Annotated in this window: 20 protein-coding genes and 1 other RNA gene; 15 read left to right on the top strand and 6 right to left on the bottom strand. The window is 58.5% G+C overall.

Going from position 1 to position 25,697, the window contains the following annotated elements:
• The first annotated feature begins 333 nt into the window (after nucleotides 1-333).
• The 4 genes from QE435_RS22680 to QE435_RS22665 all read left to right on the top strand — a co-directional run bounded on the left by QE435_RS22680 (nucleotide 334) and on the right by QE435_RS22665 (nucleotide 9,962).
• The gene (locus QE435_RS22680; protein WP_349042726.1) at nucleotides 334-1,485 is read left to right on the top strand and encodes an efflux RND transporter periplasmic adaptor subunit; all 1,152 of its coding nucleotides are present in this window, start codon (nucleotides 334-336) and stop codon (nucleotides 1,483-1,485) included.
• The gene (locus tag QE435_RS22675) at nucleotides 1,482-4,646 is read left to right on the top strand and encodes an efflux RND transporter permease subunit (protein WP_349042725.1); all 3,165 of its coding nucleotides are present in this window, start codon (nucleotides 1,482-1,484) and stop codon (nucleotides 4,644-4,646) included. Before QE435_RS22680 ends, QE435_RS22675 begins: the two co-directional genes overlap by 4 nt.
• Before the next feature lie 122 nt (nucleotides 4,647-4,768).
• The gene (locus QE435_RS22670; RefSeq protein ID WP_306933391.1) at nucleotides 4,769-6,178 is read left to right on the top strand and encodes an FAD-linked oxidase C-terminal domain-containing protein; all 1,410 of its coding nucleotides are present in this window, start codon (nucleotides 4,769-4,771) and stop codon (nucleotides 6,176-6,178) included.
• Nucleotides 6,179-6,272: 94 nt separating this feature from the next.
• Entirely contained in the window at nucleotides 6,273-9,962 is a 3,690-nt protein-coding gene (locus QE435_RS22665; protein ID WP_349042724.1) for an AsmA-like C-terminal region-containing protein, read from the top strand.
• A 294-nt stretch (nucleotides 9,963-10,256) separates the two neighbouring features.
• Here QE435_RS22665 and QE435_RS22660 read toward each other — a convergent pair whose 3' ends face one another.
• The 4 genes from QE435_RS22660 to ssrA all read right to left on the bottom strand — a co-directional run bounded on the left by QE435_RS22660 (nucleotide 10,257) and on the right by ssrA (nucleotide 12,751).
• Nucleotides 10,257-10,469, bottom strand: coding sequence for a ribbon-helix-helix domain-containing protein (locus QE435_RS22660; protein WP_306934847.1), 213 nt, complete (start codon nucleotides 10,467-10,469; stop codon nucleotides 10,257-10,259).
• A gap of 855 nt (nucleotides 10,470-11,324) precedes the next feature.
• Nucleotides 11,325-11,522, bottom strand: coding sequence for a DUF4169 family protein (locus tag QE435_RS22655; RefSeq protein WP_349042723.1), 198 nt, complete (start codon nucleotides 11,520-11,522; stop codon nucleotides 11,325-11,327).
• 159 nt (nucleotides 11,523-11,681) lie between these two features.
• Entirely contained in the window at nucleotides 11,682-12,188 is a 507-nt protein-coding gene (locus tag QE435_RS22650; RefSeq protein ID WP_349042722.1) for an SspB family protein, read from the bottom strand.
• Between the two features lie 190 nt (nucleotides 12,189-12,378).
• Nucleotides 12,379-12,751: a transfer-messenger RNA gene (ssrA, locus tag QE435_RS22645) on the bottom strand.
• A gap of 134 nt (nucleotides 12,752-12,885) precedes the next feature.
• Between ssrA and QE435_RS22640 the strand changes: the two genes are divergently transcribed.
• The 10 genes from QE435_RS22640 (at nucleotide 12,886) to QE435_RS22595 (ending at nucleotide 23,330) form a co-directional block, all read left to right on the top strand.
• Entirely contained in the window at nucleotides 12,886-13,194 is a 309-nt protein-coding gene (locus tag QE435_RS22640) for a DUF2853 family protein (RefSeq protein WP_349042721.1), read from the top strand.
• A gap of 94 nt (nucleotides 13,195-13,288) precedes the next feature.
• Nucleotides 13,289-14,083 carry a thymidylate synthase gene (locus QE435_RS22635; protein WP_349042939.1) on the top strand — a complete coding sequence of 265 codons (795 nt, stop codon included), beginning with the start codon at nucleotides 13,289-13,291 and terminating at the stop codon, nucleotides 14,081-14,083.
• Nucleotides 14,080-14,607, top strand: a complete 528-nt coding sequence (locus tag QE435_RS22630) for a dihydrofolate reductase (RefSeq protein WP_349042720.1) — start codon at nucleotides 14,080-14,082, stop codon at nucleotides 14,605-14,607. The genes QE435_RS22635 and QE435_RS22630 overlap by 4 nt, the downstream gene beginning before the upstream one ends.
• A gap of 146 nt (nucleotides 14,608-14,753) precedes the next feature.
• Nucleotides 14,754-15,890 (top strand): FtsH protease activity modulator HflK, encoded by a 1,137-nt coding sequence (gene hflK, locus QE435_RS22625; RefSeq protein ID WP_309771259.1) that lies wholly within the window; start codon nucleotides 14,754-14,756, stop codon nucleotides 15,888-15,890.
• Between the two features lies 1 nt (nucleotide 15,891).
• Nucleotides 15,892-16,830: a protease modulator HflC gene (locus QE435_RS22620; RefSeq protein WP_349042719.1), complete on the top strand. Its 939-nt coding sequence runs from the start codon at nucleotides 15,892-15,894 to the stop codon at nucleotides 16,828-16,830.
• Between the two features lie 570 nt (nucleotides 16,831-17,400).
• Nucleotides 17,401-18,948, top strand: coding sequence for a Do family serine endopeptidase (locus QE435_RS22615; protein WP_349042718.1), 1,548 nt, complete (start codon nucleotides 17,401-17,403; stop codon nucleotides 18,946-18,948).
• Between the two features lie 371 nt (nucleotides 18,949-19,319).
• Complete coding sequence (locus tag QE435_RS22610; RefSeq protein WP_349042717.1) at nucleotides 19,320-20,672, top strand: LLM class flavin-dependent oxidoreductase; 1,353 nt, start codon at nucleotides 19,320-19,322, stop codon at nucleotides 20,670-20,672.
• A gap of 9 nt (nucleotides 20,673-20,681) precedes the next feature.
• Nucleotides 20,682-21,530 carry an ABC transporter permease gene (locus QE435_RS22605; RefSeq protein WP_349042716.1) on the top strand — a complete coding sequence of 283 codons (849 nt, stop codon included), beginning with the start codon at nucleotides 20,682-20,684 and terminating at the stop codon, nucleotides 21,528-21,530.
• A gap of 42 nt (nucleotides 21,531-21,572) precedes the next feature.
• On the top strand, nucleotides 21,573-22,553 hold the full coding sequence (locus QE435_RS22600; protein ID WP_349042715.1) for an ABC transporter substrate-binding protein: 981 nt from the start codon (nucleotides 21,573-21,575) through the stop codon (nucleotides 22,551-22,553).
• Nucleotides 22,554-22,562: 9 nt separating this feature from the next.
• Entirely contained in the window at nucleotides 22,563-23,330 is a 768-nt protein-coding gene (locus QE435_RS22595) for an ABC transporter ATP-binding protein (protein ID WP_349042714.1), read from the top strand.
• A gap of 18 nt (nucleotides 23,331-23,348) precedes the next feature.
• Here the strand turns inward: QE435_RS22595 and QE435_RS22590 are convergent, their stop codons facing one another.
• Together QE435_RS22590 and serB are read right to left on the bottom strand one after the other, a co-directional pair.
• Complete coding sequence (locus QE435_RS22590) at nucleotides 23,349-23,909, bottom strand: GNAT family N-acetyltransferase (RefSeq protein ID WP_349042713.1); 561 nt, start codon at nucleotides 23,907-23,909, stop codon at nucleotides 23,349-23,351.
• Nucleotides 23,906-24,796, bottom strand: coding sequence for a phosphoserine phosphatase SerB (gene serB / locus QE435_RS22585; protein ID WP_349042712.1), 891 nt, complete (start codon nucleotides 24,794-24,796; stop codon nucleotides 23,906-23,908). The genes QE435_RS22590 and serB overlap by 4 nt, the downstream gene beginning before the upstream one ends.
• Between serB and miaA the strand changes: the two genes are divergently transcribed.
• On the top strand, nucleotides 24,795-25,691 hold the full coding sequence (gene miaA / locus QE435_RS22580) for a tRNA (adenosine(37)-N6)-dimethylallyltransferase MiaA (RefSeq protein ID WP_349042711.1): 897 nt from the start codon (nucleotides 24,795-24,797) through the stop codon (nucleotides 25,689-25,691). The two genes, serB and miaA, sit on opposite strands and share 2 nt — an antisense overlap.
• The last annotated feature ends 6 nt before the right edge of the window (nucleotides 25,692-25,697 follow it).

The raw sequence follows: 25,697 nt of genomic DNA, 5'->3' as shown, positions 1-25,697 counted from the left end.
ATGCTGTGGAACAGCGTTCTGCTTTTATTCCCGTATGCGCCGCGATCGCGTCCAATCAAAGGCGAAATGGCTTTTTTGCGCCTCTGTGCCACCTCGCAGATCGGCGTTTCCACCGCGGTGCCTGGGATAGCTTTGACAGCGAATTACAACTGCTGATAAAGTATATCGGCTATTTTCCGCTGTCTTGCCGTAAAATTTTCGCAAATTACAATTCTGTAAGAAACGGAATCTTGCGTTGCGTTGTTAAGCAACAGCAAAGATACTGCGCCAAATCATTCGCCTGTCCGCCCTGCGGCACGGTTGCGTTTGCGGATGGATCACACGGAGAATTGCATGCGGGTTTGGAAGCAGGTTGGTGTCAGTCTGGCGGTTGTCGGCGCTGGTTTCTTTTTGTGGGCGTTCAATTCGTCCACAGGACAGAGCCTGCTGGCGAAAGCAGGCATCGTCACGACCGGAGAACCTGCCGCAAAGAACGCCGCCAATGGTTCGTCCAGATCTGCAGGTCAAGGCGGCGGAGGCGGGCGTAACAATGCAACGCTTGTGATTACCGCTCCTGTGAAAACCGGCACGGTGAATGATCGTCTTAATGCAATAGGCAACGGTGAGGCGATCCAGACCGTCGTCGTCACACCTCAGGCGTCCGGCCTGATTTCCGAGATTCTCGTCTCGTCGGGTCAGAAGGTGAAGAAGGGTGATGTGCTTGCAAGGCTCGATGATGACGAGCAACTGATCGAGCGCGACAAGGCGCAGGTCGCTCTCAAAAGTGCGGTCGAGAAATCCACGTCTTATCGAAACCTCCGATCGGTGGCCCGTCTCGACGTTCTCGATGCGCAGATTGCCGAGGAGTCTGCCAAGCTTGCGGTCAGCACCGCCGAGCTCAATCTGAAACGGCGCAATATCGTCGCGCCGATCGACGGCATTGCCGGTATCGTCGCCATCAATGTCGGCGATAATGCAACGACGCAGACCAGTATCGTGAGCCTCGACGATCGCTCGAAAATTCTCGTCAACTTCTGGGCACCGGAACGATTTGCCACTGCGATCACGGTTGGCATGCCGGTGGAAGCGACCTCGATCGCGCGCGCAGGTGAGACTTTCAAGGGTCAGGTAGAAGCAGTCGACAATCGCGTGGATGAGGCAAGCCGCACCGTTCGCGTCCGCGCCGTTTTCGATAACGCCAAGGATGAATTGCGTGCCGGCATGTCTTTCAGCGTCACGATGAAATTCGAGGGAGAAACCTACCCATCCGTCGATCCGCTGGCCGTGCAGTGGGATGCCGATGGCTCCTATGTCTGGCGTGTGAAAGACAACACGTCGAACAAGGTCCGCGTTCAGGTGGTGCAGCGCAATCCCGATGCGGTTCTGGTGAAGGCCGAGCTTTCACCCAACGACCTCCTCGTGACAGAGGGTCTCCAGCGCGTCCGTGAAGGCGGCGCTGTGCGTGTCGGCAACGAACCGAAAGCAGCGGAGGTCGCGAGCCAATGAGCGGGTCATCAACCGGACAGACGCCGCCCGCGGGGCAGGATTCAAAGCTTGCCTTTACCGCGCTCTTCGTCAGACGGCCGATCCTTGCCGCGGTGATCAACACGCTGCTGGTTGTCGCGGGTCTCGCGGCGCTTGTCGGCGTCGAAGTCCGTGAATTGCCGGATGTCGATCGTCCGGTCATCTCAGTGCGCACGACCTATGATGGTGCCTCACCACAGACGATTGACCAGGAGGTGACGCAGACGATTGAGGGCGCGGTTGCCCGCGTCAGCGGGGTGAAATCCATCTCGTCTGCTTCGCAGTTCGGCACCAGCCGCGTGACACTGGAATTCGGCGACAATATCGATCTCGCTGTTGCTGCGAACGACGTGCGCGATGCGATCGGCCGCGTGACCAACCAGATGCCGGAAGATGCCGATGAACCGCAGATCATCAAGGCCGATTCCGACAGCCAGCCAATCATGCGTCTTGCCGTTACGTCCTCCACGCTCAGCATGGAAGATCTGACCAAGCTGGTAGAGGATGAGGTCGTCGATCGTCTGGCCGCTGTGGATGGCGTTGCCGATGTGGAGCTTTACGGCGACCAGGAGAAGGTTTTCCGGATCGATCTCGATCAGGCAGCCCTTGCCAGCCGCGGTCTCACGGTGACCGATGTCTCCAACGCGCTCGCAACCGCTGCGCTCGATGTCCCCGCGGGTTCGCTGAAGAGTTCAACGCAGGACATTGTTGTGCGAGCAACCGCCAGCCTAACGACGCCTGCCGAATTCGAAAATCTGCTGATCAAGGACAGGGTGCGTCTTCGCGATGTGGCGAGCGTGCAGCTTGGCGCCGATGATGAAAGCACGTCGCTGCGCTCCAACGGTGTGCAGGGCGTCGGTCTTGGTGTCATTCGCCAGGCGCAGTCCAATACGTTGAATATCTCAACCGGGGTCAAGGCAGCTGTCGATGCGATGACGCCGAACCTGCCGGAAGGCACACGGATCGTCGTGACCAGCGACGATGCGGTCTTCATCGAAGGGGCGCTTCATGAGGTGGAGCTGGCGCTTGGTCTCTCCGCACTGATCGTGGTGGTGGTTCTCTATCTCTTCCTGCGCGACTGGCGCGCCACGCTTATTCCAGCCATCACCATGCCGGTCGCGCTGATCGGCACGTTGGTCGCCATCTACATGGTCGGCTTTTCCATCAACATCCTGACGCTGCTCGCCATCGTGCTGGCGACGGGTCTTGTGGTGGACGATGCGATCGTGGTGCTGGAAAACATCGTTCGTCGCAGGGCCGAAGGTATGGGGCCGCGGGCCGCAGCCGTTCTCGGTACGCAGGAGGTGTTCTTTGCGGTTCTTGCAACGACGGCGACACTGGCGGCCGTCTTCATTCCGCTGTCCTTCCTGCCCGGCCAGTTGGGTGGCCTGTTCCGCGAGTTCGGCTTTGTGCTGGCTTTCGCCGTCGGCCTGTCCTCCATCGTGGCACTCACACTGTGTCCGATGCTGGCATCGCGTATGCTGAAAAAGACCGTCGAGCATCAGACGGGCCCGCTTGCCTGGTTCGGCAATCTCTTTGCCAGCACTTACAGAAACACGCTATCGAGCTGTCTCAACAATCCGCTGATCGTCATCGTCGTGTCGATTGCCTTTGCAGGCGTCTCCTGGGTGGCCTTCGGCATGGTGCAGAACGAATTGACGCCGCGCGAGGATCGCTCGTCGATCTTCCTGCGGGTGACTGCGCCACAGGGCGTCAGCCTTGAATATACCCGCGACCAGTTGCAGCGCATCGAAGAGAACCTAATGCCGCTGCGCGAAAGCGGTGAAATCCGCAACGTCTATTCGATCACCGGTATGAACGGCTCGTCCAATACGGGCTTCATGGTGCTGACGCTGGCGCCATGGGCGGATCGCGACCGCACGCAAAACCAGATCGCGCAGGATATCAATGCCGCCGCGCAAAAGGTGCCTGCGCTTCGTGGCACGGCGCAGCAGCCGAACAGCCTGCGCATTCGCGGCGCGGGTAATGGCCTTACCATGGCGATGGTCGGCTCCAACTATCCAGCGCTGACGGAAGCGACACAGAAACTGCTGCTTGCCATGGAAGAAACCGGCATGTTCGACACGCCGCGCTTCGATAACGAGCCGAACCAGGCGCAGCTTTCCGTCTCGATCGATCGCGAACGGGCATCCGATCTCGGCATCGACATTACCGGCCTCTCGCGCGCCATGCAGTCGCTTCTCGAAGGTCGCTCCATCGTCGACGTCTTTGTAAATGGCGACGCCGTTCCGGTTCGTCTTCTCGCCTCCACCCGCCCGATCAACGATCCGACGGACCTCGAGAACGTCTTCCTCAAGACCGATGACGGCAAGATCGTGCCGATGTCGGTCATCGCGTCACTCAAGGAGACTGCCGTTGCACCGCAGCTGAACCGCGAGCAGCAGCTTCCATCGGTTGGCTTTTCCGCCAACCTGCGCGAGGGCGTTTCACTGGGTGAAGCGGTTGACAAGGTCAATGAGCTGGCAGGCCAGATCATGCCATCCGGTACGCGGCTGATCCCGCTCGGTGAAGCCGCCACGCTTCAGGAAAATTCCAGCGGCATGTTGCTGACTTTCGGCTTTGCCATTGCGATCATCTTCCTGGTGCTGGCAGCACAGTTCGAAAGCGTTTTGAGTTCGTTGATCATCATGACGACGGTGCCGCTCGGTCTCGCCTGCGCGGTGATTGCGCTGCTCGTCACCGGGTCGAGCCTCAATGTCTACAGCCAGATCGGCCTTGTACTTCTGGTTGGCGTCATGGCGAAGAACGGCATTCTGATCGTGGAATTCGCCAATCATCTGCGTGACCAGGGTGCGAGTGTTCGCGAAGCCATCGAGAAGGCTTGCAGCATTCGCCTTCGCCCGGTGATGATGACGATGATCGCCACCATTCTCGGCGGTGTGCCGCTGGTGCTGGCGCAGGGTGCAGGTGCTGAAGCGCGTATCGCGCTTGGCTGGGTGATCGTCGGCGGCCTCGGCTTTGCAACGCTGGTGACGCTGTACATCACGCCGGTTTCGTACCTGCTATTGGCGCGCTTTGCCAAGCCGCAGGCGGATGAGGAAATTCGCCTGCATCGGGAACTGGAAACGGCGATCCGCCGTCGCGCTCTTGAAGAGGACAAGCCGCTTCTCGCAGCGGAATGATTTGACGTCAAACAGCGGACAAGAGCAAAGCCTGTGCTGGACAAAGTCAGAACCTTGTCACATACCACGCCATGACCCGCGCGGGACGCGGGGCAAAGATATGCAGCATGGTGGAGTATGTCATGGCTTTGAAAGATGTCGTATCGGGAACACGAAACGAGGCTGGCATTGCCGCGGTTCTGACCGTGCTGAAGCGCGATCTTGGTGAAAAATTCCAGACGGGCCAGTCTTTCCGGGAGCAGCATTCGCACACCACGACTTACCTGACGACGCAGCTCCCCGATGGCGTTGCCTTCGTCGAAAGCGCCGATGATGTGAAAACCGTCGTAAAAGCCTGCGCGGAGCACAAGGTGCCGGTCATTCCCTTCGGTACGGGTTCCTCGCTGGAGGGGCAAGTGAACGCGCCATCCGGTGGTATCTCTATCGATTTCAGCCGGATGAACCGTATTATCGAGGTAAACGCCGAGGATCTGGACGTGACCGTGGAGCCCGGCGTCAATCGCGAGCAGTTGAACACCTATCTGCGCGACACCGGCCTGTTCTTCCCGATCGATCCGGGCGCCAATGCCTCGATCGGCGGCATGGCATCGACCCGCGCCTCCGGCACCAATGCGGTGCGCTATGGCACGATGAAGGACAATGTTCTGGCCGTGACGGCCGTCACCGCCAATGGTGAGGAAATCCGCACCGGCAGGCGTGCCCGCAAATCGTCCGCCGGTTACGACCTAACGCGGCTTTTCGTCGGTGCGGAGGGCACACTTGGTGTGCTCACATCCGTTACGCTTCGTCTTCAGGGCATTCCGGAGAAGATCGCCGGTGGCGTGTGTACTTTCGAAACGATCAAGGCCGCCTGCGATGCGGTGATCATGACGATTCAGATCGGCATTCCGGTGGCGCGTATCGAGCTTCTGGATGAAGTCCAAATCCGAGCCTGCAACGCCTATTCCGGTCTCGGTTACGAAGAAAAGCCAACGCTTTTCGTCGAGTTTCACGGAACGGAAGAAACCACTGCGCTGCAATCGCAGCAATTTGCCGAAATCGTTGCCGAGTTCGGCAGCACGGATTTCAAATGGACCGGCGACGCGCAGGAGCGCAACAAGCTGTGGAAAGCCCGCCATGACGCCTATTGGGCATCGCGGGCTTTGGCGCCACATCTCGACGGCCTTTCGACCGATGTCTGCGTTCCGATCTCCCGCCTTGCCGACTGCGTGGTGGAGACCCAACGCGACATTCGGGAAAATGACATGCTGGCGCCGATCGTCGGCCATGCGGGCGATGGCAACTTCCACGTTCTCGTGCTTTTCGACGGCAAGGACGCCGAAAGCGTGGCGAAAACCGAAGCCTTCGTGGCGCGTCTCAATCGCCGTGCGCTGTCCATGGATGGCACCTGTACCGGTGAGCACGGCGTGGGGCAGGGGAAGATGAGCTTTCTGGAAGAGGAGGCCGGTCCTGCACTCGATACGATGCGTGCCATCAAGCGGTCGCTTGATCCGGATAATATTTTCAATCCAGGCAAGCTCTTTCGTCTTTGACCCGGTTAGAGAGCAAGGGCTTTCAACCAAATGATGCTTGCCCTAGGGCGAAAAAACGCTAGTTTTCAGCGGTGATTATGGGAGACGACGGGTCGTGCTCGGACGCATACTGGTTTTTCTGGGCGGACTGCTGGTCGTAGCGCTTTTTGCAGCGCTTTTGATTCCGTATTTCATCGACTGGACCGACTTTCGTCGTGACTTCGAGGATCAGGCAAGCCGCATCCTGGGCAAGAAGGTCGTGGTGCACGGGCCGGTCGAGGCCCGGCTTTTGCCATTCCCATCCGTTACTCTTCATGATGTGCGAGCAGGCACCGATGCGGATGGCTCGCCGCTCATTCAGGTCGCGCGCTTTTCCATGGATGCCGAACTCGCGCCCTTTCTTTCCGGGGAAGCGCGTATCTTCGACATGCGCATCGAAGAGCCCAAAGCCAAGATCCGCCTGCTGAAGGATGGTACGCTCGACTGGATGCGTGGTGGTCGGGTTGAAATTCCAGCGCGCACCGTGGTGCTTGAAAGCGTCAATATCGAAGACGGGCAGATCGAGTTCATCGACGAGCAATCGGGCCGCAACCGCACCATCACAGGGTTGAATGCCGCCATGTCGGCCAAGTCGCTCGCCGGACCATGGCGGGCGGAGGGTCGCGCCGCGATTGACGGTCATGCCGGTTCCTTCTCTCTGTCCAGCAGCGAGCCCGATCCCACAGTCGGTCGCATGGGTCTGCGTCTGCGCATGCAGCCGGATGAATATCCCGTCGAGATTGATCTCGATGGCGGCATTGGCGCGACGGCGGGCCGTCCTGTCTATAGCGGCTCCTTCGCCTTCAATTTCCGGCGCGACGATAAGCAGCAAAAGCAGGATCAATCGATCTTTTCCGCGCCGCGCACACGCGGCAGCTTTGAACTGACAAATGGGCGCCTGCGCATTCCCAGCTACCGCATGGAACTAGGCGCCACCGATAATCCCTATATTGTTACCGGCGAAGCCACGCTGGATACGGGTGCCGCGCCCGAATTCCTGCTGACCGCCGACGGGCAGCAGATCGATTTCAACCGCTTCACACCGGTTCCGGTCCCTTCGAGCGGCAAGACATCCCGTGTCCCGACTGTCTCACTGCGCCAGCGGATCGAGGCCTTTGCCGATCTGATTGCACGCATTCCGGTGCCGCAGGTGCCGGGCAAGGCCATCATCAGTCTGCCAGCGCTGGTTTCCGACGACACCACCATTCGTGATATCCGTCTTGATGTGCGTCCGGATGGGGCAGGCTGGCAGGTGGTCAACGCCGTTGCCATGCTGCCGGGCCGCACCCAGTTCGAGGCCAAGGGTTCGTTGACGCTGACCGATGGCCCGGCCTTCAACGGGGATCTTCTGGTCGCCTCCAACCAGCCATCCGGTCTTGCCAACTGGCTGACCGGTAGCGTCGATCCGGCAATCCGCCAGATGAATGCCGCCGGATTTTCCTCCAAGGTTTCGCTAACCACCAAGGCGCAGCGCTTTGATGATCTCGAACTCGCCATCGGCCAGGCGTCACTGCGGGGAAGTCTGCTGCGCCAGGCGACGGACAAGGGCTCCAGCATCGATATCGATCTTGCTGGCGACGAGATCGATGTCGATGCCCTTAAGGCGCTTGGAAGCCTGGTGCTTGGCGATCAGAACGGCTCCTCTGTCTTCGATCATCGCATCAGCGCCAAGTTCAAGGCGGATCGTTTCAATATGGCGGGCGTGACAGCCAACAAAGTGGAAACCGCCTTTACGGTGTCGGATGGCGTGCTGTCTCTCGATACGATGACCGCGGGCGATATTGCTGGCGCCGAGGTTCACGCCAAGGGCCAATTGCAGGGTACATTGCTGAAATATGGCGGCAAGGGCACCATCAACCTGCGCGCACCAGACATGCAGCCGGTCCTTGAACTGATCCGCCAGAAACTGCCGCACCACCCGCTCTTGGATCGCGTTGTGAAAAGTGCGGCCTGGTACGCCAATTCCGACGTCACCGTCGATCTCTCAATCGATAGCAATAGCGGTGGTGCCAATGCTGCCGTCTCCGGCACCATCAATGGTAGCCGGCTTTCGGCTGTCGCCAAGTTACCCGACTTCTTCTCGATCACGGATGACACGGCACTGACACTCGAAGCTGTCCTGAAGAACCAGTCCACCGCCATTCTCTTCGGCCAGGCAAGCCTCGATCCGCTGCCTTTCGATGCGGATGGCGAAGGCCTGCTTTCGGTCAAGCTGAATGGCAGCCTCGGTTCGGCAATGCAGACGGACTTCCGTTTCTCCACCGAGCGCACGCACTTCACCGCCGCTGGCAGTTTTTCGCTTGCGCCTGAAACCTTTGGCGAGGGCAGCGCGGACCTCGCGCTGGAAAGCGCTGATATTGAACCCTATCTCATCATGAACGCCGTTGGCCTGCCGCAGCTTGGCGGTGGCATGTCGACGAAGGCGAGCGCCAAGCTTTCGGTCGACAAAGAGAAAGCTACCTTTGGCAACCTGACCGGGCAGGCCGGCGGCAATGCCTTTTCAGGCACTGTGGCGGTCTCGCGTGCCGCTCCCTACAAGCTGACAGGAGATGTCTCAGTTGCCAATGTCGATCTGGCGTGGCTGGGGGATGCGATGTACGGACCTGTCATCGATCCGGAGAATGGCGGGTTGAACGCCAAACCTGTAGCACTTCCGTCCTTCCCAAAGATCGAAGCGGCACTCTCCGTCAAGGCGGGGAAGTTCGAGGTCGGTCCATTTGGTACCGTCACCGGATCGTCTTTTTCACTGACCCATGGAAATGGCACGCTCTCGCTCGACAATATGGCGGGTGACTGGATGGGCGGCAAGCTGTCCGGCAGAATGGCGATGGCAACGGGTGAGGGGGCAGGAATCTTCCGCACCAAGCTCGCCATTTCCGGTGCCAATCCGGAAGGCATCATCTGGAAGAGCGGGAACAGCCCTGTGGCGACCGGCCGCTTTGCTGCAGACCTGACGGCGGAAGCGACCGGCAAGAGTGTTCGCGAGTTGCTGACGTCCGCGAGCGGTTCTGGTGAAATCCGTACGAATGATCTCGTTTTGCGGGGCATCAACCCGAATGCCTTTCAGCCTTGGCTTCAAGCGGCGGCGGGTCTTCAGGGCAATATCGATGCGGCAAAAGTTCGTCCGCTGGTGGATCAGCAACTCTGGCACGGCGATGTTTCGCTTGGTCAGATCTCGATGCCCTTCACCATTAGCGATGGCGGCCTGCACATGCAGAACGTGACGGCATCCACAGACCAACTGTCCCTCAAAGGTGATCTGTCGCTCAACATCGCCGATGAGACTTTGACGGGCGGTGTCGAACTCGACTACAAGCCGGGTACCGAAGAGCTTGCAGGTGCCACGCCCTCCATTCGACTGAATTATGTCGGCCCTCTGGCTCAGCCGGCTTTGACGACGGATGTCTCGGGCCTTACCAGCTACCTCTCGCTTCGCGCCTTCGAGAAGGAACGTCGCCGTGTGGAAGCGCTGCAGGCGAGCGTGCTGGAAAAGCAGCGACTGAGACGCGAGGTTGCCCTCTATCGCTTCCAGGCGGCAGAGCGGCAGGCCGCAAAGGACCGCGCGGAAGCGGAAGCGCGAGCAAGGCAGGCGGAAGAGGAACGTCTGCGCGCGCTCGCGCAGGAGCGTCTGCAGGCGGAGAAGGAGCAGCAGGAGCGTTTGCAGCGGGAGCAAAAACAGCCTGAGGCGACACCCACGCTGAAAATTCCCCCGACGCAGGATGTGATCAGACAGTTCTCCAACCCATCGAACGATTCCCCACCCTAAAGCGCTTCCCTGTTGGATGGGACCGTTCTGCCGGAGCAGGGTGTCGTCAGGGTAAAGGCGATTGGCGACGGGCATACCCAAAGTCACGGCCGAGCCGATCGCGTTTGATCCTGGCGGAAAGATGCCAGACCGTGCTTCGCAGTGGGACGCGGTGAGCGTGCCGGGCTATCGAAACTCTTGCAGATGTGCCGGCCAATCCGTGGAAGCGTGCCACCCGCTCGCCCGGACGGCTTGGCCCGATGCGGTCGCTCCGGCACGCGCCCCCGCCGATGATGTGCGACATGGATGAATGACCTACTTCTGGCTTTTCAACCAGGTCAGCACATAGACCCTCAGCGCAGAGGACAGATTGCTGCTTTCTGATCTGTTGTCGTCTATCTCCGCCAACAGGGATGCGAAGCTCATCTTTCGCCTTTCCGCTATGGCGCGGAGCTCGTCCCAGAACGCATCCTCTAGAGAGATGCTTGTGCGGTGACCATGAAGAGTCGTGGAGTGCTTGCGTATCAAGGTCGCTGCTTTCCAAGCCGGTTCAAGAGGGTGCCAATCTGATTCATTTTCTGCCTGCAAGTCCATGAAATGTATAGGAGCTTGCGTTCGATAACGCTGTTACATGGCCTGGGTTCCACCACTTCTTTCAAGGACTGGTGATATCGAAATAGAGCCTAAAAATTCGGACATCTTAGCTGATGATTAGAGGCCAAGAGTGGGAAGGTGGCGGATTGTGAGTGGGGCCGCCTAAATCATTTTCTTGTTAAATGGAAACAGTTCTGTTGATTCAAACGGGATCGACTGATTGTCCGGAGGATGCGTGCCGTAGCCAAAGCATACAGCCAAGCCATCCGGGCACGTAGGTGGCCCGTTTCAAACAACCCTCCCGCAGATTTGCTGGCAAATCTACAGGAGTTTCATTCGCCTGCGCGCGGATCGCTTCGCACGGCGAAGCGGCGCGACGGAGGGCCGGGCATCTTTTCGCCAGGCTCAAAGTCGATCGGCTCGACCGTAGCCTTGGGTATGCCCGTCGCCAATCGCCCTTGCCCTGACGAAAACCTGCTCCGGCAGAACGGTTCCATTCAACAAGGAAACGTTCCAGTCCTAGCCTGCGTCTCGAGCGCGGGACGATGAGCCCTTTGACAGCCTAAAGGGTTTCGCGATCTTTCAGATTCGCTCATACGCTTTAGGTCTTTGTTATCGCATGTCGTTATCGCAAAACTGGTGCACACTTTTGCGCGACATACTTTATCAGGCGGCGCGCGGCTTTGGTAGATGGAACGCGGAACGGCTGAGCTCAAGATTGGGAATATGGGAGACCGGTTTGGAGAGCGCTTCAAGATGCGGCAAGGGAGAAGCCCCTGGCGGCCAGCCCTATTCGGGCTCGCCGTCCCGACGATCAAGCTTGCTCTGATCGAGTTGACGCTCAGCCTTCTCGTTCAAGGCTGTCGTCAGAGACTTTTCGGATTTTGTTCTGCCGAATGACAGGCGGTTTTGCTCCGCCTGCTTTTCTTTCTCGGAGCGCGCCTTCTGCTTGCGAAACTGGCGCAGGTTGACGACATCACCCGTCATGCGGCTCTCCTAGAGTATGTCGCGCAAAGCGGTGGAGAGCTTTGCGATGACAACATGCCAGAAACTAGAATCTAAAACGTGAGGAGCGGTCCTGAAAAAACGCGACACGTTTTCGTGGTCGACGGCTGGTGCGCGGCGCTCACCAGAACGCCAGACGCCTTACTTGTTCTTGCGGAAGGCATCCAGGGATACAACCGAGCCTGCCTTCTTTTCCTCGTCAGCCTTCTTCTCTTCCGGCTGAACCTTGCCTTCAGCGGGCACAGGGTAGGCGGTGATTTCCGCTTCCTGAACTTCTTCCTCGTCGGCGAGGGGAACGTCGAATTCGAGTTCGAAATTGACCGACGGGTCGTAGAAGCCACGGATGGCGTTGAAGGGGATGACGAGCTTTTCAGGCGTGTCGGAGAAGGACAGACCGATCTCGAAAAGTGTTTCGGTGACCTTCAAGTCCCAGAACTGGTGCTGAATGACGATCGTCATCTGCTCGGCATATTTTGCCTTGAGGTGCTGAGAGATCCGCACACCCGGCGCGCCGGTCAGGAACGTAATGAAGAAGTGGTGATCGCCCGGCAGCCGACCAGTGGCCGCAACCTCGCTCAGAACCTTGCGGATAACGCCGCGAAGGGCATCCTGTGCGAGAATGTCGTAACGGATATGATCCTGCCCCATACGGTCCTGTCTTTCCTTATTCGAACGTCTTTTACTTGAGTATACGCAATGTCTTAGTGCGCAGCAACGAAAAAGCCTTCACCGCTTGCAGCATGTCCTATCGTTCAACCACGGCAAATATATGCGCGATCTTCAGCGTACCAGAAGCGAGTCAGACGCACCATATAACGAATTTCGAGAGCGGGGAGAAGGTGGAGGTTTCTGTTGCCAGGTACCTCCGAACCCCGCCTTACGGGGCTAACCGTAAGGACTTAGAGCGGAATTCCCGCACCGCCATTAGGCAGCGAGAGCGTATTCCTTAGCGTTGTTGTCATTTGCAACTACACTTGTGACCCGATAACGGCGGTATCATGCCGAGCAAAAGTTCGATCTTTACGCCCTTGTCGATCCTATTTCGCCCCCATCAAAAGCCGGCCTTTTCATAAGAAGCCGCCGGTTTTTGGTGGAGGCGCCGGGTACCGCCCCCGGGTCCAATAGGTTTATTCCATCGACCGTTTATCGCCATAGCCGGATTTGCATCCGGCAGAGGTCATATAGGCATTTCCGCGCGCTTAGAAAAGAGGTCTTGTGACATTTCCGTAAAGGACGGACACGTTGACTGTGGCATGAGATTCTTGACGCGGTTGCAGGCTTAGAACATCTTCTTCTAGAAGTGGCTGTGAAAACGATCTGGCCGCTCAACATGGAGGATAAGGAAATGACGGACTATCTTGCAGATGTGAAGAAGTACGATGCCGATGCCGATGAAGCCGTGGTGAACAAGATCGTCAAGTATTTGGGCATTGCGCTTCGCAATCGCGACTCGGCCTTGGTATCGTCATCCGACCCGGAGGAACTGGCGCGGGTGAAGAGCGGATGGTGCGCCAAGAAGCTCGGCGTCGACGGTGCAGATGCGGATGCCGCAATCGATGCCACGGCGAAGGCGATGGCGAGCGACCGCAGCAAGTCCCGCGTTACCTTCTACTACCTCGTTGCCAAACATCTCGGAAAGCTCGAGACGGTCTAAGCGCAAAAGTTCTGGAGAACGACGTCAATCGATTGGTTCCGCTGCCGGGAAGGGGTATAAGATGTCCCCCAAAGAGACTCGGTGGCGGGACGACATGAAGCAATATCTCGATCTTCTTCGGCATGTGATGGAAACGGGCAGCGATCGCGGCGACCGCACGGGCACGGGCACGCGCTCTGTGTTCGGCTACCAGATGCGTTTCGATCTTTCCGAAGGCTTCCCGGTACTGACAACAAAGAAGCTGCACTTGCGCTCCATCATTCATGAGCTCTTGTGGTTCCTGAAGGGCGATACCAACATCGCCTACCTTAAGGAAAACGGCGTGACCATCTGGGATGAGTGGGCGGATGAGAAGGGTGATCTCGGACCCGTCTACGGTGCGCAGTGGCGCTCCTGGCCGGCACCTGACGGTCGCCATATCGACCAGATCCAGCTTCTCATAGAGGGCCTGAAGACCAATCCCAATTCCCGCCGCCACATTGTTTCGGCCTGGAACCCGGCGCTGGTGGACGAAATGGCGCTTCCGCCCTGTCACTGCCTGTTCCAGTTCTATGTTTCGGATGGCAAACTCTCCTGCCAGCTCTACCAGCGCTCGGCCGATATCTTTCTTGGTGTGCCCTTCAACATCGCGTCTTACGCCTTGCTCACCCTCATGGTCGCGCAGGTGACGGGCTTGAAGCCTGGCGATTTCGTTCACACGCTGGGTGACGCGCATATCTATGCCAACCATTTCGAGCAGGCCGAGTTGCAGATGACGCGCACGCCGAAGCCTTTGCCGACGATGCGGCTCAATCCCGCCGTGCGCGATCTGTTTTCCTTTAAGTTCGAAGACTTTGCGCTGGAGAATTACGAAGCCGATTCAAGCATCAAGGCGCCGATTGCGGTATGAGTGAACCCCGCATCGTTTTGATTGCCGCGGTTTCCCGAAACAATGTCATTGGGCGTGAACTGGACATGCCGTGGAAGCTGTCTTCCGATCTCAAGCGCTTCAAGGCTGAAACCATGGGCAAGCCAATGATCATGGGCCGGAAGACGTTCCTCTCCGTTGGTGAGAGACCATTGCCTGGACGCCCTCACATTATCATCAGCCGCAATCTCGATTATAAGCCCGACGGTGTTGAGGTCGTTTCTTCGCTTGAGAAGGGTTTGTCGCTGGCGAAAGCACAGGCGCGAGTGCTTGGTGTGGATGCGGTTTACGTAGCGGGCGGGGGTGAGATTTACCGTCAGGCTATGCCGTTTGCCGATCAACTTTCCGTCACCCATGTGGAAGTTGAACTGGATGGCGACACGTTTTTTCCGGAAATCGATCCGGCCATTTTTGAGAAAACCGACGAAACCGCCCTGCCAGCCGGGGAAAAAGACGATTACCCGGTGCGCTTTTCAACCTATCGGCGCCGCGCTGCGGCAAAGTGAACTATTTGGGCTGGGCGGGTATTAAAGTACCGCCCCTGCGTTGAAACAGACGCTTCGCCTTCTTATAACGAGGACGATATTCCCGCCGGCTGTGCAAAAGCGCGTTGGAGAGGGAGCGGGAAAGTTTTTATAACAAAGAGGTATGAATGCCCTGGAGCAATCAGAATGGCGGCGGCGGCCCTTGGGGCGGCGGCGGTAATAGTGGCGGCGGCGGAGGAAACAACCAGGGTGGACCTTGGGGACAAGGGCCAAACCGCCCACGCGGCGGCGGAGGCGGCGGTAACGGCAATGGCGGCCCGCCCGATCTGGAAGAGATCATCCGTCGCAGTCAGGATCGTTTCAAAAACATGCTTCCGGGTGGCTTCAATGGTGGCGTCGTCGCCATCATCGTCCTCGTGATCCTCGCCTTTATCGGTATTCAGTCCATCTACACGGTTCAGCCGGATGAACGCGGCGTCGAGCTTCGCTTCGGCAAGCCGAAGAACGAAGTGTCGATGCCGGGTCTGCACTATCACTTCTGGCCAATCGAGACTGTCGAGATCGTCAAGGTCACCGAGCAGCAGCAGAACATCGGCGCGCGCGCGACGTCTTCGTCCGCTGCCACCGGCGTGATGCTGACCGGCGACCAGAACATCGTCAACGTCCAGTTCTCGGTTCTCTATACGGTCTCCGATCCGAAATCCTATCTCTTCAACGTCGACACGCCTGCTGAAACCCTTCAGCAGGTTTCCGAAAGCGCCATGCGCGAAGTCGTTGGCCGTCGTCCGGCGCAGGACATCTTCCGTGACAATCGTCAGGCGATTGCGGCGGATGTTCGCAGCATCATCCAGGCGACGATGGACAGCTATGGCGCCGGCATTTCCATCAATGCTGTTGCGATCGAAGATGCGGCACCGCCGCGCGAAGTTGCCGATGCCTTCGATGAAGTGCAGCGTGCCGAGCAGGATGAAGACCGCTTCGTTCAGGAAGCCAACCAGTATGCCAACCAGAAGCTTGGTGCGGCACGCGGTCAGGCAGCCCAGATCGTCGAAGAGGCGAATGCGTACAAGAGCCGTGTCGTCAACGAATCGCAGGGTGAGGCACAGCGCTTCATCTCGATTTACGACCAGTATCGGACGGCACCGGAAGTGACCCGTGAGCGCATGTTCATTGAAACGATGGAGCAGGTGCTGAAGGGTTCGAACAAGATCATCATCGATGAAAAGCAGGGCGTGGTGCCATATCTGCCTCTGAATGAAATGATGCGCGGTAACTCCGGCGCAGCACAGCAGGGAGGCAACTGATATGAGCAATCGTCTTACGGCAATTCTCGTTGGCCTCGCGATCCTGTTCTTCCTCGTCTACTCCTCGGTCTTCGTGGTCAATGAGCGGCAGCAGGCGATCGTCGTTCGCTTCGGTCAGATCCAGGATGTGAAGACGCAGCCAGGCCTGTACTTCAAGCTGCCATTCGCCTTCATGGATGCCGATCGCGTTCAGTATATCGAAAACCGCGCGCTGCGCTTCGATCACGACAACATCCGTGTTCAGGTCTCCGGCGGCAAGTTCTATGAAGTCGACGCCTTCGTGGTCTATCGCATCACCGATGCACGTCGCTTCCGTGAAACCGTTTCGGGCGATCAGCTCTCGGCGGAATCGCGTCTGCGTACCCGTCTCGATGCATCCCTTCGCCGGGTCTATGGCCTGCGTGGCTTTGAATCGGCTCTGTCGGATGCCCGCGCGTCCATGATGCAGGAAGTGCGTGACGATCTGCGTCCTGACGCCGAGTCGCTCGGTATCAGCATCGTCGACGTTCGTATTCGTCGTACGGATCTCACGCAGGAAGTCTCGCAGCAGACTTTCGATCGCATGAAGTCCGAACGTCTGGCGGAAGCCGAACTGATCCGTGCCCGCGGTAACGAAGAAGGCCAGCGCCGTCGTGCTATCGCTGATCGTCAGGTTGTCGAACTCGAATCCGACGCCCAGCGCCAGTCTGAAGTGCTGCGCGGTGAAGGCGACGCGGAACGCAACCGCATCTTCGGCGAAGCCTTCCAGCGTGACCCGGCTTTCTTCGAGTTCTACCGCTCGATGACGGCTTACGCCAACTCGCTGACGGGTAACGGGACGACCCTGGTTCTTTCGCCGGATTCGACCTTCTTCCGCTATTTCAACAACATCAACGGCACGCAGCCGCAGGGTGCAGCACCCGCCGCTCCGGCAGCGCCCGCACAAGCGCCAGCGAATTAATTGTTGGATATATGAGATTGAAAAGGCCGCCGCGAGCGGCCTTTTCTTATGGGGCTATAAGACGTCATCTTTAACGCTCAATTGGCGAGAAACAATGAGGGAGAAACGCTGTGTAGTTCTCATCAGCCCTTGAGTTGAAAGAGATCAAGATGGAATTGTCAGAGATTGCCGTTTTCCTGTGGCGCAGGATGATCAGCCGATGGAGTGAGAGATCTCTCGTAGAGAACATCTTCTTTTTCATCATTTTTTTGTATTTCGCGTCACTTTTCGTATTCTTTGCATTTCTGTTCTTCTGGGGAGTTCTCGCCCGCCTCGCGAGATTATAAGCTCATGACATGACGTTTCTTGAGCAAGGAGCGATCCTCAATTGGGGCTTTCATGGTGGTGTCGCAGAAGGTATTTCTTCTAAAGCGTGCTATGACCTCAGGTTTAAGCTACGAAAGAATTTGCAGTGGAAGGACCGCGGAGATTCGCGTGCTCTTCACGAAAAGGTTTTTCACACTTCATCATTCCGCCTTATGCTTGGCTACTAAAGCTTGAGGCTACTATTTGCAGATGCGAGGACGCTTGATGCCCGTGACCCGATTTTCGCCCTTTCGCAGCAGCGTTGCCGGTTTGGCAGCTTTCGCCGTTTTGTCCGGTGGTATCGCCTTGCCGGCGGGTGCGATGGCGCAGACCAATGGGCCGGCTTCCGTTGCCGATCTCGCTGCACCGCTTCTCGATGCGGTAGTGAATATTTCCACCTCGCAAAGTGTGAAGGCCGAGGGCAAGGGTCCGACGCCGCCGCGCATTCCGGACGGTTCGCCATTCCAGGAGTTCTTCAAGGATTATTTCGACAATCAGAAGCCCGAAAGCGGGGAGAAGGTAAGCTCTCTCGGTTCGGGCTTCGTCATCGATCCGGCAGGTTACGTTGTCACCAACAATCACGTCATCGAAGGCGCTGACGATATCGAGGTGATCTTCCCGAACGGCAACAAGCTCAAGGCAAAGCTGGTCGGCACCGACACCAAGACGGACCTTTCGGTTCTGAAGGTGGAGCCGAAAGCGCCCCTCAAAGCTGTCAAATTCGGCGACTCTCGCACCATGCGTATCGGCGATTGGGTGATGGCCATCGGCAATCCTTTCGGCCTCGGCGGCTCGCTGACTGTCGGTGTTGTTTCGGCCCGAGGCCGCAACATCAACGCCGGTCCCTATGACAACTTCATCCAGACGGATGCTGCCATCAACAAGGGCAACTCCGGTGGTCCGCTCTTCAACATGAAGGGTGAGGTCATCGGCATCAACACGGCGATCATTTCGCCGAGCGGTGGCTCGATCGGTATCGGCTTTGCCGTTCCGACAGAGCTTGCGCAGAACATCGTGCAGCAGTTGATCGAGTTCGGCGAAACCCGTCGCGGCTGGCTTGGCGTTCGCGTTCAACCTGTCACGGACGATGTTGCCTCCAGCCTTGGCATGGACAGTGCCAAGGGCGCGCTGATTTCCGGTGTCGTCAAGGGCGGACCTGTCGAGAACGGCCCGATCAAGCCGGGTGACGTCGTCCTGAACTTCGATGGCAAGCCGATTCACGAGATGCGTGATCTGCCGCGGATCGTGGCAGAAAGCCCTGTCGGCAAGGAAGTCGATGTCGTTGTGCTGCGCGACGGCAAGGAGGAGACGGTGAAGGTCAAGCTCGGCCAGTTGCAGGACAGTGCCGAAGATCAGCAGCCCGGTGCGGGTAGCGATGACGCCATGCCGGACGATGGCGATGGCGGCGAAATGATGGCACCGGAGGATAAGAAAGGCGAGACCGAGCAGCAGGCGCCCGATACACGCGAGGCAGCGCAGACGGTGCTCGGCATGAACCTCGTGGCGCTGACCGACGAGTTGAAGACCGAGAAGGGCGTCGCCGAAAGCGTCGAGGGCGTCTATGTGGCAAGCGTTGCGCCAGGCTCTATTGCAGAGCAGAAGGGCGTCAAAGCGGGTGATGTGATCGTCGAGGTCGGACAGGACTTCATGGAAGTGCCGGGCGACGTGATGGTGCGCGTCAATGGTTTGAAGTCTGCTGGACGTAAGAACGCCCATATGATGATTGCCGATGCGCAGGGCAATCTGCGTTTTGTGGCGATACCGCTGGAATAGTCTGTTCCGGTCTGAGCTTTGTGATTCTGGAGCGCGAATGAGGACAGCCGTCCGTTTTCCACGGGCGGCTTTTTGTTGGTCATTTCCCTGTGCCAGCTGTGCGCGCTTTGTCGCTTCGCCTGTGCCTGCTCTCCGAACGTGACCACGCACGAGTGCCCGGTGTCGAACATTTTTTCGTTTGTTTTTCTTTAGCTGATAACAACAGAAATATTTTTGCTCACCATCCGCAATCGAGCAATCCCTTTTCTATATAAAATTAGTAGACAATGTAGGTTTCTTTCCAGGCGGCACGTGATGAACGGGTGCTGTGGCTGAACAGTCCGCATATCTGCCTGAAGGCAGACGCGGCAGAGTTTCAAAGCGAGGAACCAATGGCACGCAAGATAAGACTGGGTGCATTCCTGCCCGGCGGTGGGCAGCATATCGCATCATGGCGTCATCCCGATCAGCCGGTGGATGGTGCGGTCAGCTTCGAATTTCACAAGCAGCTGGCTCAGACTGCCGAACGCGGATTATTCGATGCGTATTTTCTAGCGGACAATCTTGCCATCGGCTTCGGAGGGGCGCGGGAAGGTGGCAATGCCAGAGTGGCCGGTTTCGAACCGACAACTTTGTTCTCGGCGCTCGCCCCTTTCACCACGAACCTCGGCTTTATCGCCACCTCGTCAACCACCTATGAGGAGCCCTATCTGACGGCCCGCAAGTTTGCGTCGCTGGATCTGATTTCCGGCGGCAGGGCAGGGTGGAACGTGGTGACGACCACCGGCGATTCCGCTGCGCAGAATTTCAATCTTGATACCCAACTGCCCCATGCCAGCCGGTATAAACGGGCGGCCGAACATGTGGATGTCGTCAAGACGCTATGGGACAGTTTCGAGGACGATGCCTTTGTGCGCGACGTGGAGAGCGGTGTCTTTTACGACAAGGCCAAGCTGCATGAGACCAACCACAGAGGTGACCATTTTCAGGTACGTGGCCCGCTCAACGTACCGCGCTCACCGCAGGGCCATCCCGTCATTGTGCAGGCCGGACAGTCGGAAGATGGTCGCGATCTGGCTGCGGCAACCGCCGAGGTGATCTTCACCGCGCATCAGCACCTCGATACGGCGCAGGAATTTTATCGCGACATCAAGACACGCGCTCGCCGTCTCGGCCGCGATCCAAACCATATTCTCGTCATGCCGGGCGTGTCGCCCTTCGTGGGAAGAACCCTGGCGGAAGCGCAGGAGAAATATGAAAGGCTGACCTCGCTCATCCTCGAAGAGGACGGCGTCGGTCTTCTGAACGGTCTGACGGGCGGTACGCTGGACCTCAAAGGCTACGATCTCGATGGACCGCTCCCTGTCGCGCCGCCGACGGAAGGGATGAAGAGCCGGCAGGCGCTGCTGCGTCAGATTGCCGACGAGAACAACTTCACCATTCGTCAGCTCTATCAGTGGGTCGCTTCTGCCCGTGGCCACTACACGATCGTCGGCACGCCGGAAACCATCGTCGACACGCTGCAGGAGTGGTTCGAGAACGAAGCCGCCGACGGCTTCAATATCCTGCCGCCTTGGCTTCCGACGGCGCTCGATGATTTCGTCGATCTTGTCATTCCAGAATTGCAGCGTCGTGGCCTCTTCAGAACGAAATATGAAGGGACAACTCTTCGCGAGAATCTCGGCCTGCCATATCCCGTCAATCGCTGGTCTGTAGAGCAGCCAGTTGCCCAGGCAGCGGAGTGAGGTGCGATCATGTCCTATGACGAGGTAAAGTCCACCCATTCAGGGGTTCTGGATTATCGGGGCGAGAAGCGAACGCCCGTCGCCCTACAGGTGGCGAACCGCTATGTCGCGCCGTTCCTCTCCCGCTACGGTCTAGTGCTCGCCTTTCTGGCAGCCTGGCAAATTTCGAGCACGCAGGGGTGGATCAACCCGGCGGTCTTTCCACGGCTCGACATCATCGTCGCCGCTCTGTGGAAAGGCATTGTCGGCGGAGCGTTGATCGGTGACATCGCGATCAGTCTCCAGAGATCCGGCATTGCCTTTGCTGCGGCCGTCGCCATCGGTATTCCGCTCGGCCTCTTCATGGGGCAGGTGGCGGCGGTGGAGCGGGCTCTCGACCCGCTTCTGCAATTCTTCCGCCAGACGTCAGCGCTGGCGCTCTACCCTGTCTTCATTCTGATGCTGGGGCTCGGTGAAGCCTCAAAGGTCTTCGTTATCTTCTGGGCGACGCTCTTCCCGATCCTGCTATCGACCATCGGCGGCGTCAAAGAAGTCGATCGCAAGCTGATCGAGATGGCGCGCACTTATGGGGCAGGGCCGATTGCGATCTTTCGCCGTGTGGTGTTGCCTGCGTCCGTTCCTGCCATCTTCGTCGGCTTGCGCCTTTCCGCCACCACCGCGCTTCTGCTGCTCATTGCTGCCGAGATGATCGGTGCCAACAAGGGCGTCGGCTTTCAGGTGATGAACGCCCAGTACAATTTCCAGATTCCGCTGATGTATGCGTCGATTCTTCTTCTGGCGCTTCTCGGGCTCGCGGCCAATGCCGGGCTCGTGCTGCTCCAGCGCAAGCTCTGCCGCTGGTCCGCGCCCTCTCATTGATGCCGCATCGATCTCTTTTTCTCCAATTCAGAGGATAACACCATGACCTTCCATTCCCGCAAGCTGCTGCTGTCCGCAGCCATCCTTTTCGGCCTGACCAACATCGCCTCGGCAGAAGAGGTGAAGCTCCGCTACCTCGCAAGCCAGGGTGGTCTCGCCGCACATGAACTCGCCGAAAAGCTCGGCTACTTTAAAGGTACCGGTGTGAGTTTTGAAAATGTCGGCTACGCCCAGGGCGGTCCGGCCTCGCTCTTTGCGCTTGCTTCCGGCGATGTCGAAATCGGCAGTGCCGCGACCTCTGCGGTGCTGAACTCAATTGCAGGCGGAAACGATTTCATCGCCGCCTATCCCTCGAACGGCATCAACGATCAGGTCCAGTCGGTTTTCTATGTTCTCGATGACAGTCCGATCAAGACGATCAAGGACATTGCCGGCAAGACGATTGCGGTGAATACGCTCGGCGCCCATCTTGATTATACGATCCGCGAGGCGCTTCATTCGCAGGGATTGCCGATCGATGCGGCAAAGCCGGTGGTCGTGCCGGGACCGCAGTTGGAGCAAGTGCTTCGCTCCAACCAAGTGGATATTGCTGCCTTCGGCTACTGGCAGACGACCTTCGAAGGGCTAGCGAAGACACATGGCGGTATCCGGCCGGTTTTCGATGACACGGATGTTCTCGGCGATATTGCCGGCGGCTTCGTGGTCTTGCGCCGCGATTTCATCAAGGCGCATCCAGAAGCTGCCAAGACCTTCGTCGAACAATCTCAACGCGCGCTTGATTACGCTCGCGAGCATCCGGAGGAAACCAAGGCAATATTCGCCAAGGCCTTGGAAGAGCGCGGCGAAAACCCTGAATTGGCGAAATATTTCCTAGGTTATGGCGTCCGCCCCGGTGGCAAGGCTGTCGACCGCGACCTGCAGTTCTGGATCGACGTGCTGACCCGCGAAGGCAAAGTCCAGCAGGGCCAGCTCGTGGCAGATAAAATCCTCTATTCGCCCGAAACCGCAACCGCCAGCAATTGAGGTGATGCGATGAGCGCAGTTCCTTCGGAACGGGGCGAGGTGGCGATCCGCCACCTCTCAAAATCCTACCATTTGAATGGCAAGCCGTTTCAGGTGCTGAAAGACCTGAACCTGACGATCCGATCCGGTGAGAGCCTGGCGATCGTCGGTACCAGCGGCTCGGGCAAGACGACGCTGCTACGCGTGCTGGCAGGGCTTGAAGAGGCCGATCGTGGCGATGTGCTGATCGATGGAAACGCGGTGCGTGGTGTCGGCCGTGACAGAGCGGTGATCTTCCAAGAGCCTCGGCTTCTCCCTTGGTTGACCGTGCTTGACAACGTGGCCTTCGGACTGGAGACGCAAGGCTTGAGCCGCGATGAGGCCCGCAACCGCGCCCGTCGCTACATCAACCTCGTCGGCTTGCAGCAGTTCGAGAATGCCTATCCGCGGCAGCTCTCCGGCGGCATGGCGCAGCGCGTGGGTATTGCCCGCGCTCTCGCCGTCCAGCCGGAAATCTTACTGCTCGACGAGCCGCTCGGTGCCCTGGATGCGATGACGAAGATCGCCATGCAACAGGAGTTGGCGAGGATCTGGCGAGAGGAAGACGTGACCACGGTTCTCGTGACCCATGATCTCGAAGAGGCGATCTTCCTGGCCGACCGTATTCTCATCCTGCCGCGGGAAAAGGGTGCCGTGCCAAGATTGATCGATGTCGATCTTCCGCGCCCGCGTGATCGCAGTTCAGCCGCCTTCGTTCGCCAGCGCGAGGAACTGCTCAACCTCTTCGGTCTGCACTAAAGCGTTGGAGGCGTGACGTTATCTCGCGCGCCACTCCTCTAGCGTCAGCGAATAGGTGACGTGGGGCCTGAGATGCCGATGCGTTTCTTCCGGCACGCGCGGATGATCAAAGTCGCGTGACGGGTCGCGCTTGAGCCCTATGCGCTTCATCACCGCGGTGGAACGATGGTTATTGTGGACGGCGAAAGAGACGATCTCCGCAAGACGCTTGTCGTCGAAAGCCATGGCCAGCAGCGCTTTCGCCGCCTCGGTCACGTAGCCCTTTCCCCAGTACCGGGTGGCAAGCCGCCAGCCGATTTCCATGGTGCCGGGCGCAAAGACGTCGTCGACCGTGACGGGGGCGACGCCGCAAAAGCCCATGGGTTCGCCGGTCTCGCGATTTTCCATGGCATAAAAACCGAAGCCGGTGGCATGGATCATCGCATTGATCCGCTCCATCATGGCGTCGGCTTCCTCGTCGCTGCGGCGCATGGCAAAGAATTCCATGACGACGGGATCGGCATTGATCTCGCGGAAGAGCGTGCGGTCGCTGTCCTTCCAGTCGCGCAGGATAAGGCGCGGTGTGCCGTGGATGATCATGTGGTGACGAAATCCGACTTGCGATAGCCTTGGAGATAGAGAAGAGCGGTGAGGTCGCCATGATCGATGCGGATCTTCGCTTCGGCTGCCACGGCAGGCTTGGCATGGAGTGCCACGCCGCTGCCGGCAAGGTGCAGCATGCCAAGATCATTTGCGCCATCGCCAACGGCCAGTGCATCGTCCGGTGAGATACCAAGCGTCTCGGCAATGTCGATCAGCGCATCGACCTTGGCCTGCTTGCCAAGGATGGGTTCGGCCACGGTGCCGTCCAGTTGTCCGTCCTTCTCACCCAGAATATTAGCACGATTTTCCTGGAAGCCGATCATGTCCGCGACACGCGCAGTAAAAACGGTAAAGCCGCCAGAGACGAGCGCCGTGTAGTAGCCCTTGGCCTTCATCGTCGCCACGAGTTCCTTGCCGCCTGGGGTCAGCGTGATGCGCTTTTCAATCACCTCATCGACGACTGAGACCGGAAGGCCTTTCAACAGCGCAACGCGCTCGCGCAGTGCGGGCTCGAAGGCGATCTCGCCATTCATTGCACGCGCGGTGATGGCCGAAACCTTGTCCTTCAATCCGACTTCGGCTGCCAGTTCATCAATGCATTCCTGACCGATCATGGTGGAATCCATATCGGCAATCAGGATTTTCTTTCGGCGCGTATCCTGATCCTGAATGACGATATCGATCGGCAGGCCAGCTATCGTGCCGGACAGGGTCTTGTACGCTGCCTCGGCATCGGCGCCTTCCGGCAGCACGATATCGCAGGCAACACCGTCTGCCAGCCAGTAGAGCCCCGATGCGCCAACGGCCTGTGCCGCCGTTTCTCCGAGGGCTGCGGCGAGAACAGGATTTGACGGATTGGCGATAAGCGTGGCAACGAAAGCCATGATGAAAAACCTTGATGAACCATTCGATGCGATCCTGATAACCGGCCCGACGGCAAGCGGCAAGTCTGCGCTTGCGCTTCGTTTTGCGCGGGAACACGGCGGCGTCGTCATCAATGCCGACAGCATGCAGGTTTACGACACGCTGCAGGTGCTGACGGCTCGTCCCTCGGCGGAGGAGATGGAGGGGGTGCCACATTATCTTTACGGCCACGTACCCGCCAACGCTCTCTATTCGACGGGGGAATGGCTGCGGGACGGCACCTCGCTTCTTGGTGAGGTGAAGGCAAAGGGGCTGCTCCCTGTCATCGTCGGCGGCACGGGGCTGTACTTCAAGGCGCTAACGGGGGGCCTGTCTGACATGCCCTCAATCCCTGTCGATATCAGGGAAAGATATCGTCAACGGCTGTTGGAGAATGGAAGCTTCGCCCTCTATGGCGAATTGGAGGCGCGGGATCCTGACGTGGCCGCGACCTTGATGTCGACGGATGGCCAACGGATCGTTCGCGCGCTGGAGGTTCTGGAGGCGACCGGGCGATCTATCAGGTCGTTTCAGACCGCAAGGGGTCCGATGATTGTCAATCCCGATCGAGCGCGCAAGATCGTGGTTCTACCCGAGCGTAGCGTTTTGCATGATCGCATCAACCGCCGTTTTGCCGGCATGATGCAGAGCGGCGCAGTTGAGGAGGTGAAGGCGCTTCTTGCTCTTGAGCTTCCCGCGGACTCGACTGCCATGAAGGCGATCGGCGTATCGCATATTGCCGAGATGCTGGAAGGTCGCATGAGTGAAGCCGACGTGATCGAGAAAGCCGCAGCTGCGACCCGTCAATATGCCAAGCGGCAAATGACCTGGTTTCGCAACCAGATGGGGGAGGACTGGCAGCGCGTCGCTCCGTGAGCGTCC

The sequence above is a fragment of the Agrobacterium sp. SORGH_AS 787 genome, assembly GCF_030819035.1.
Classification (GTDB): domain Bacteria; phylum Pseudomonadota; class Alphaproteobacteria; order Rhizobiales; family Rhizobiaceae; genus Agrobacterium; species Agrobacterium larrymoorei_B.
This window is presented reverse-complemented; position numbering and strand designations above follow the sequence as displayed.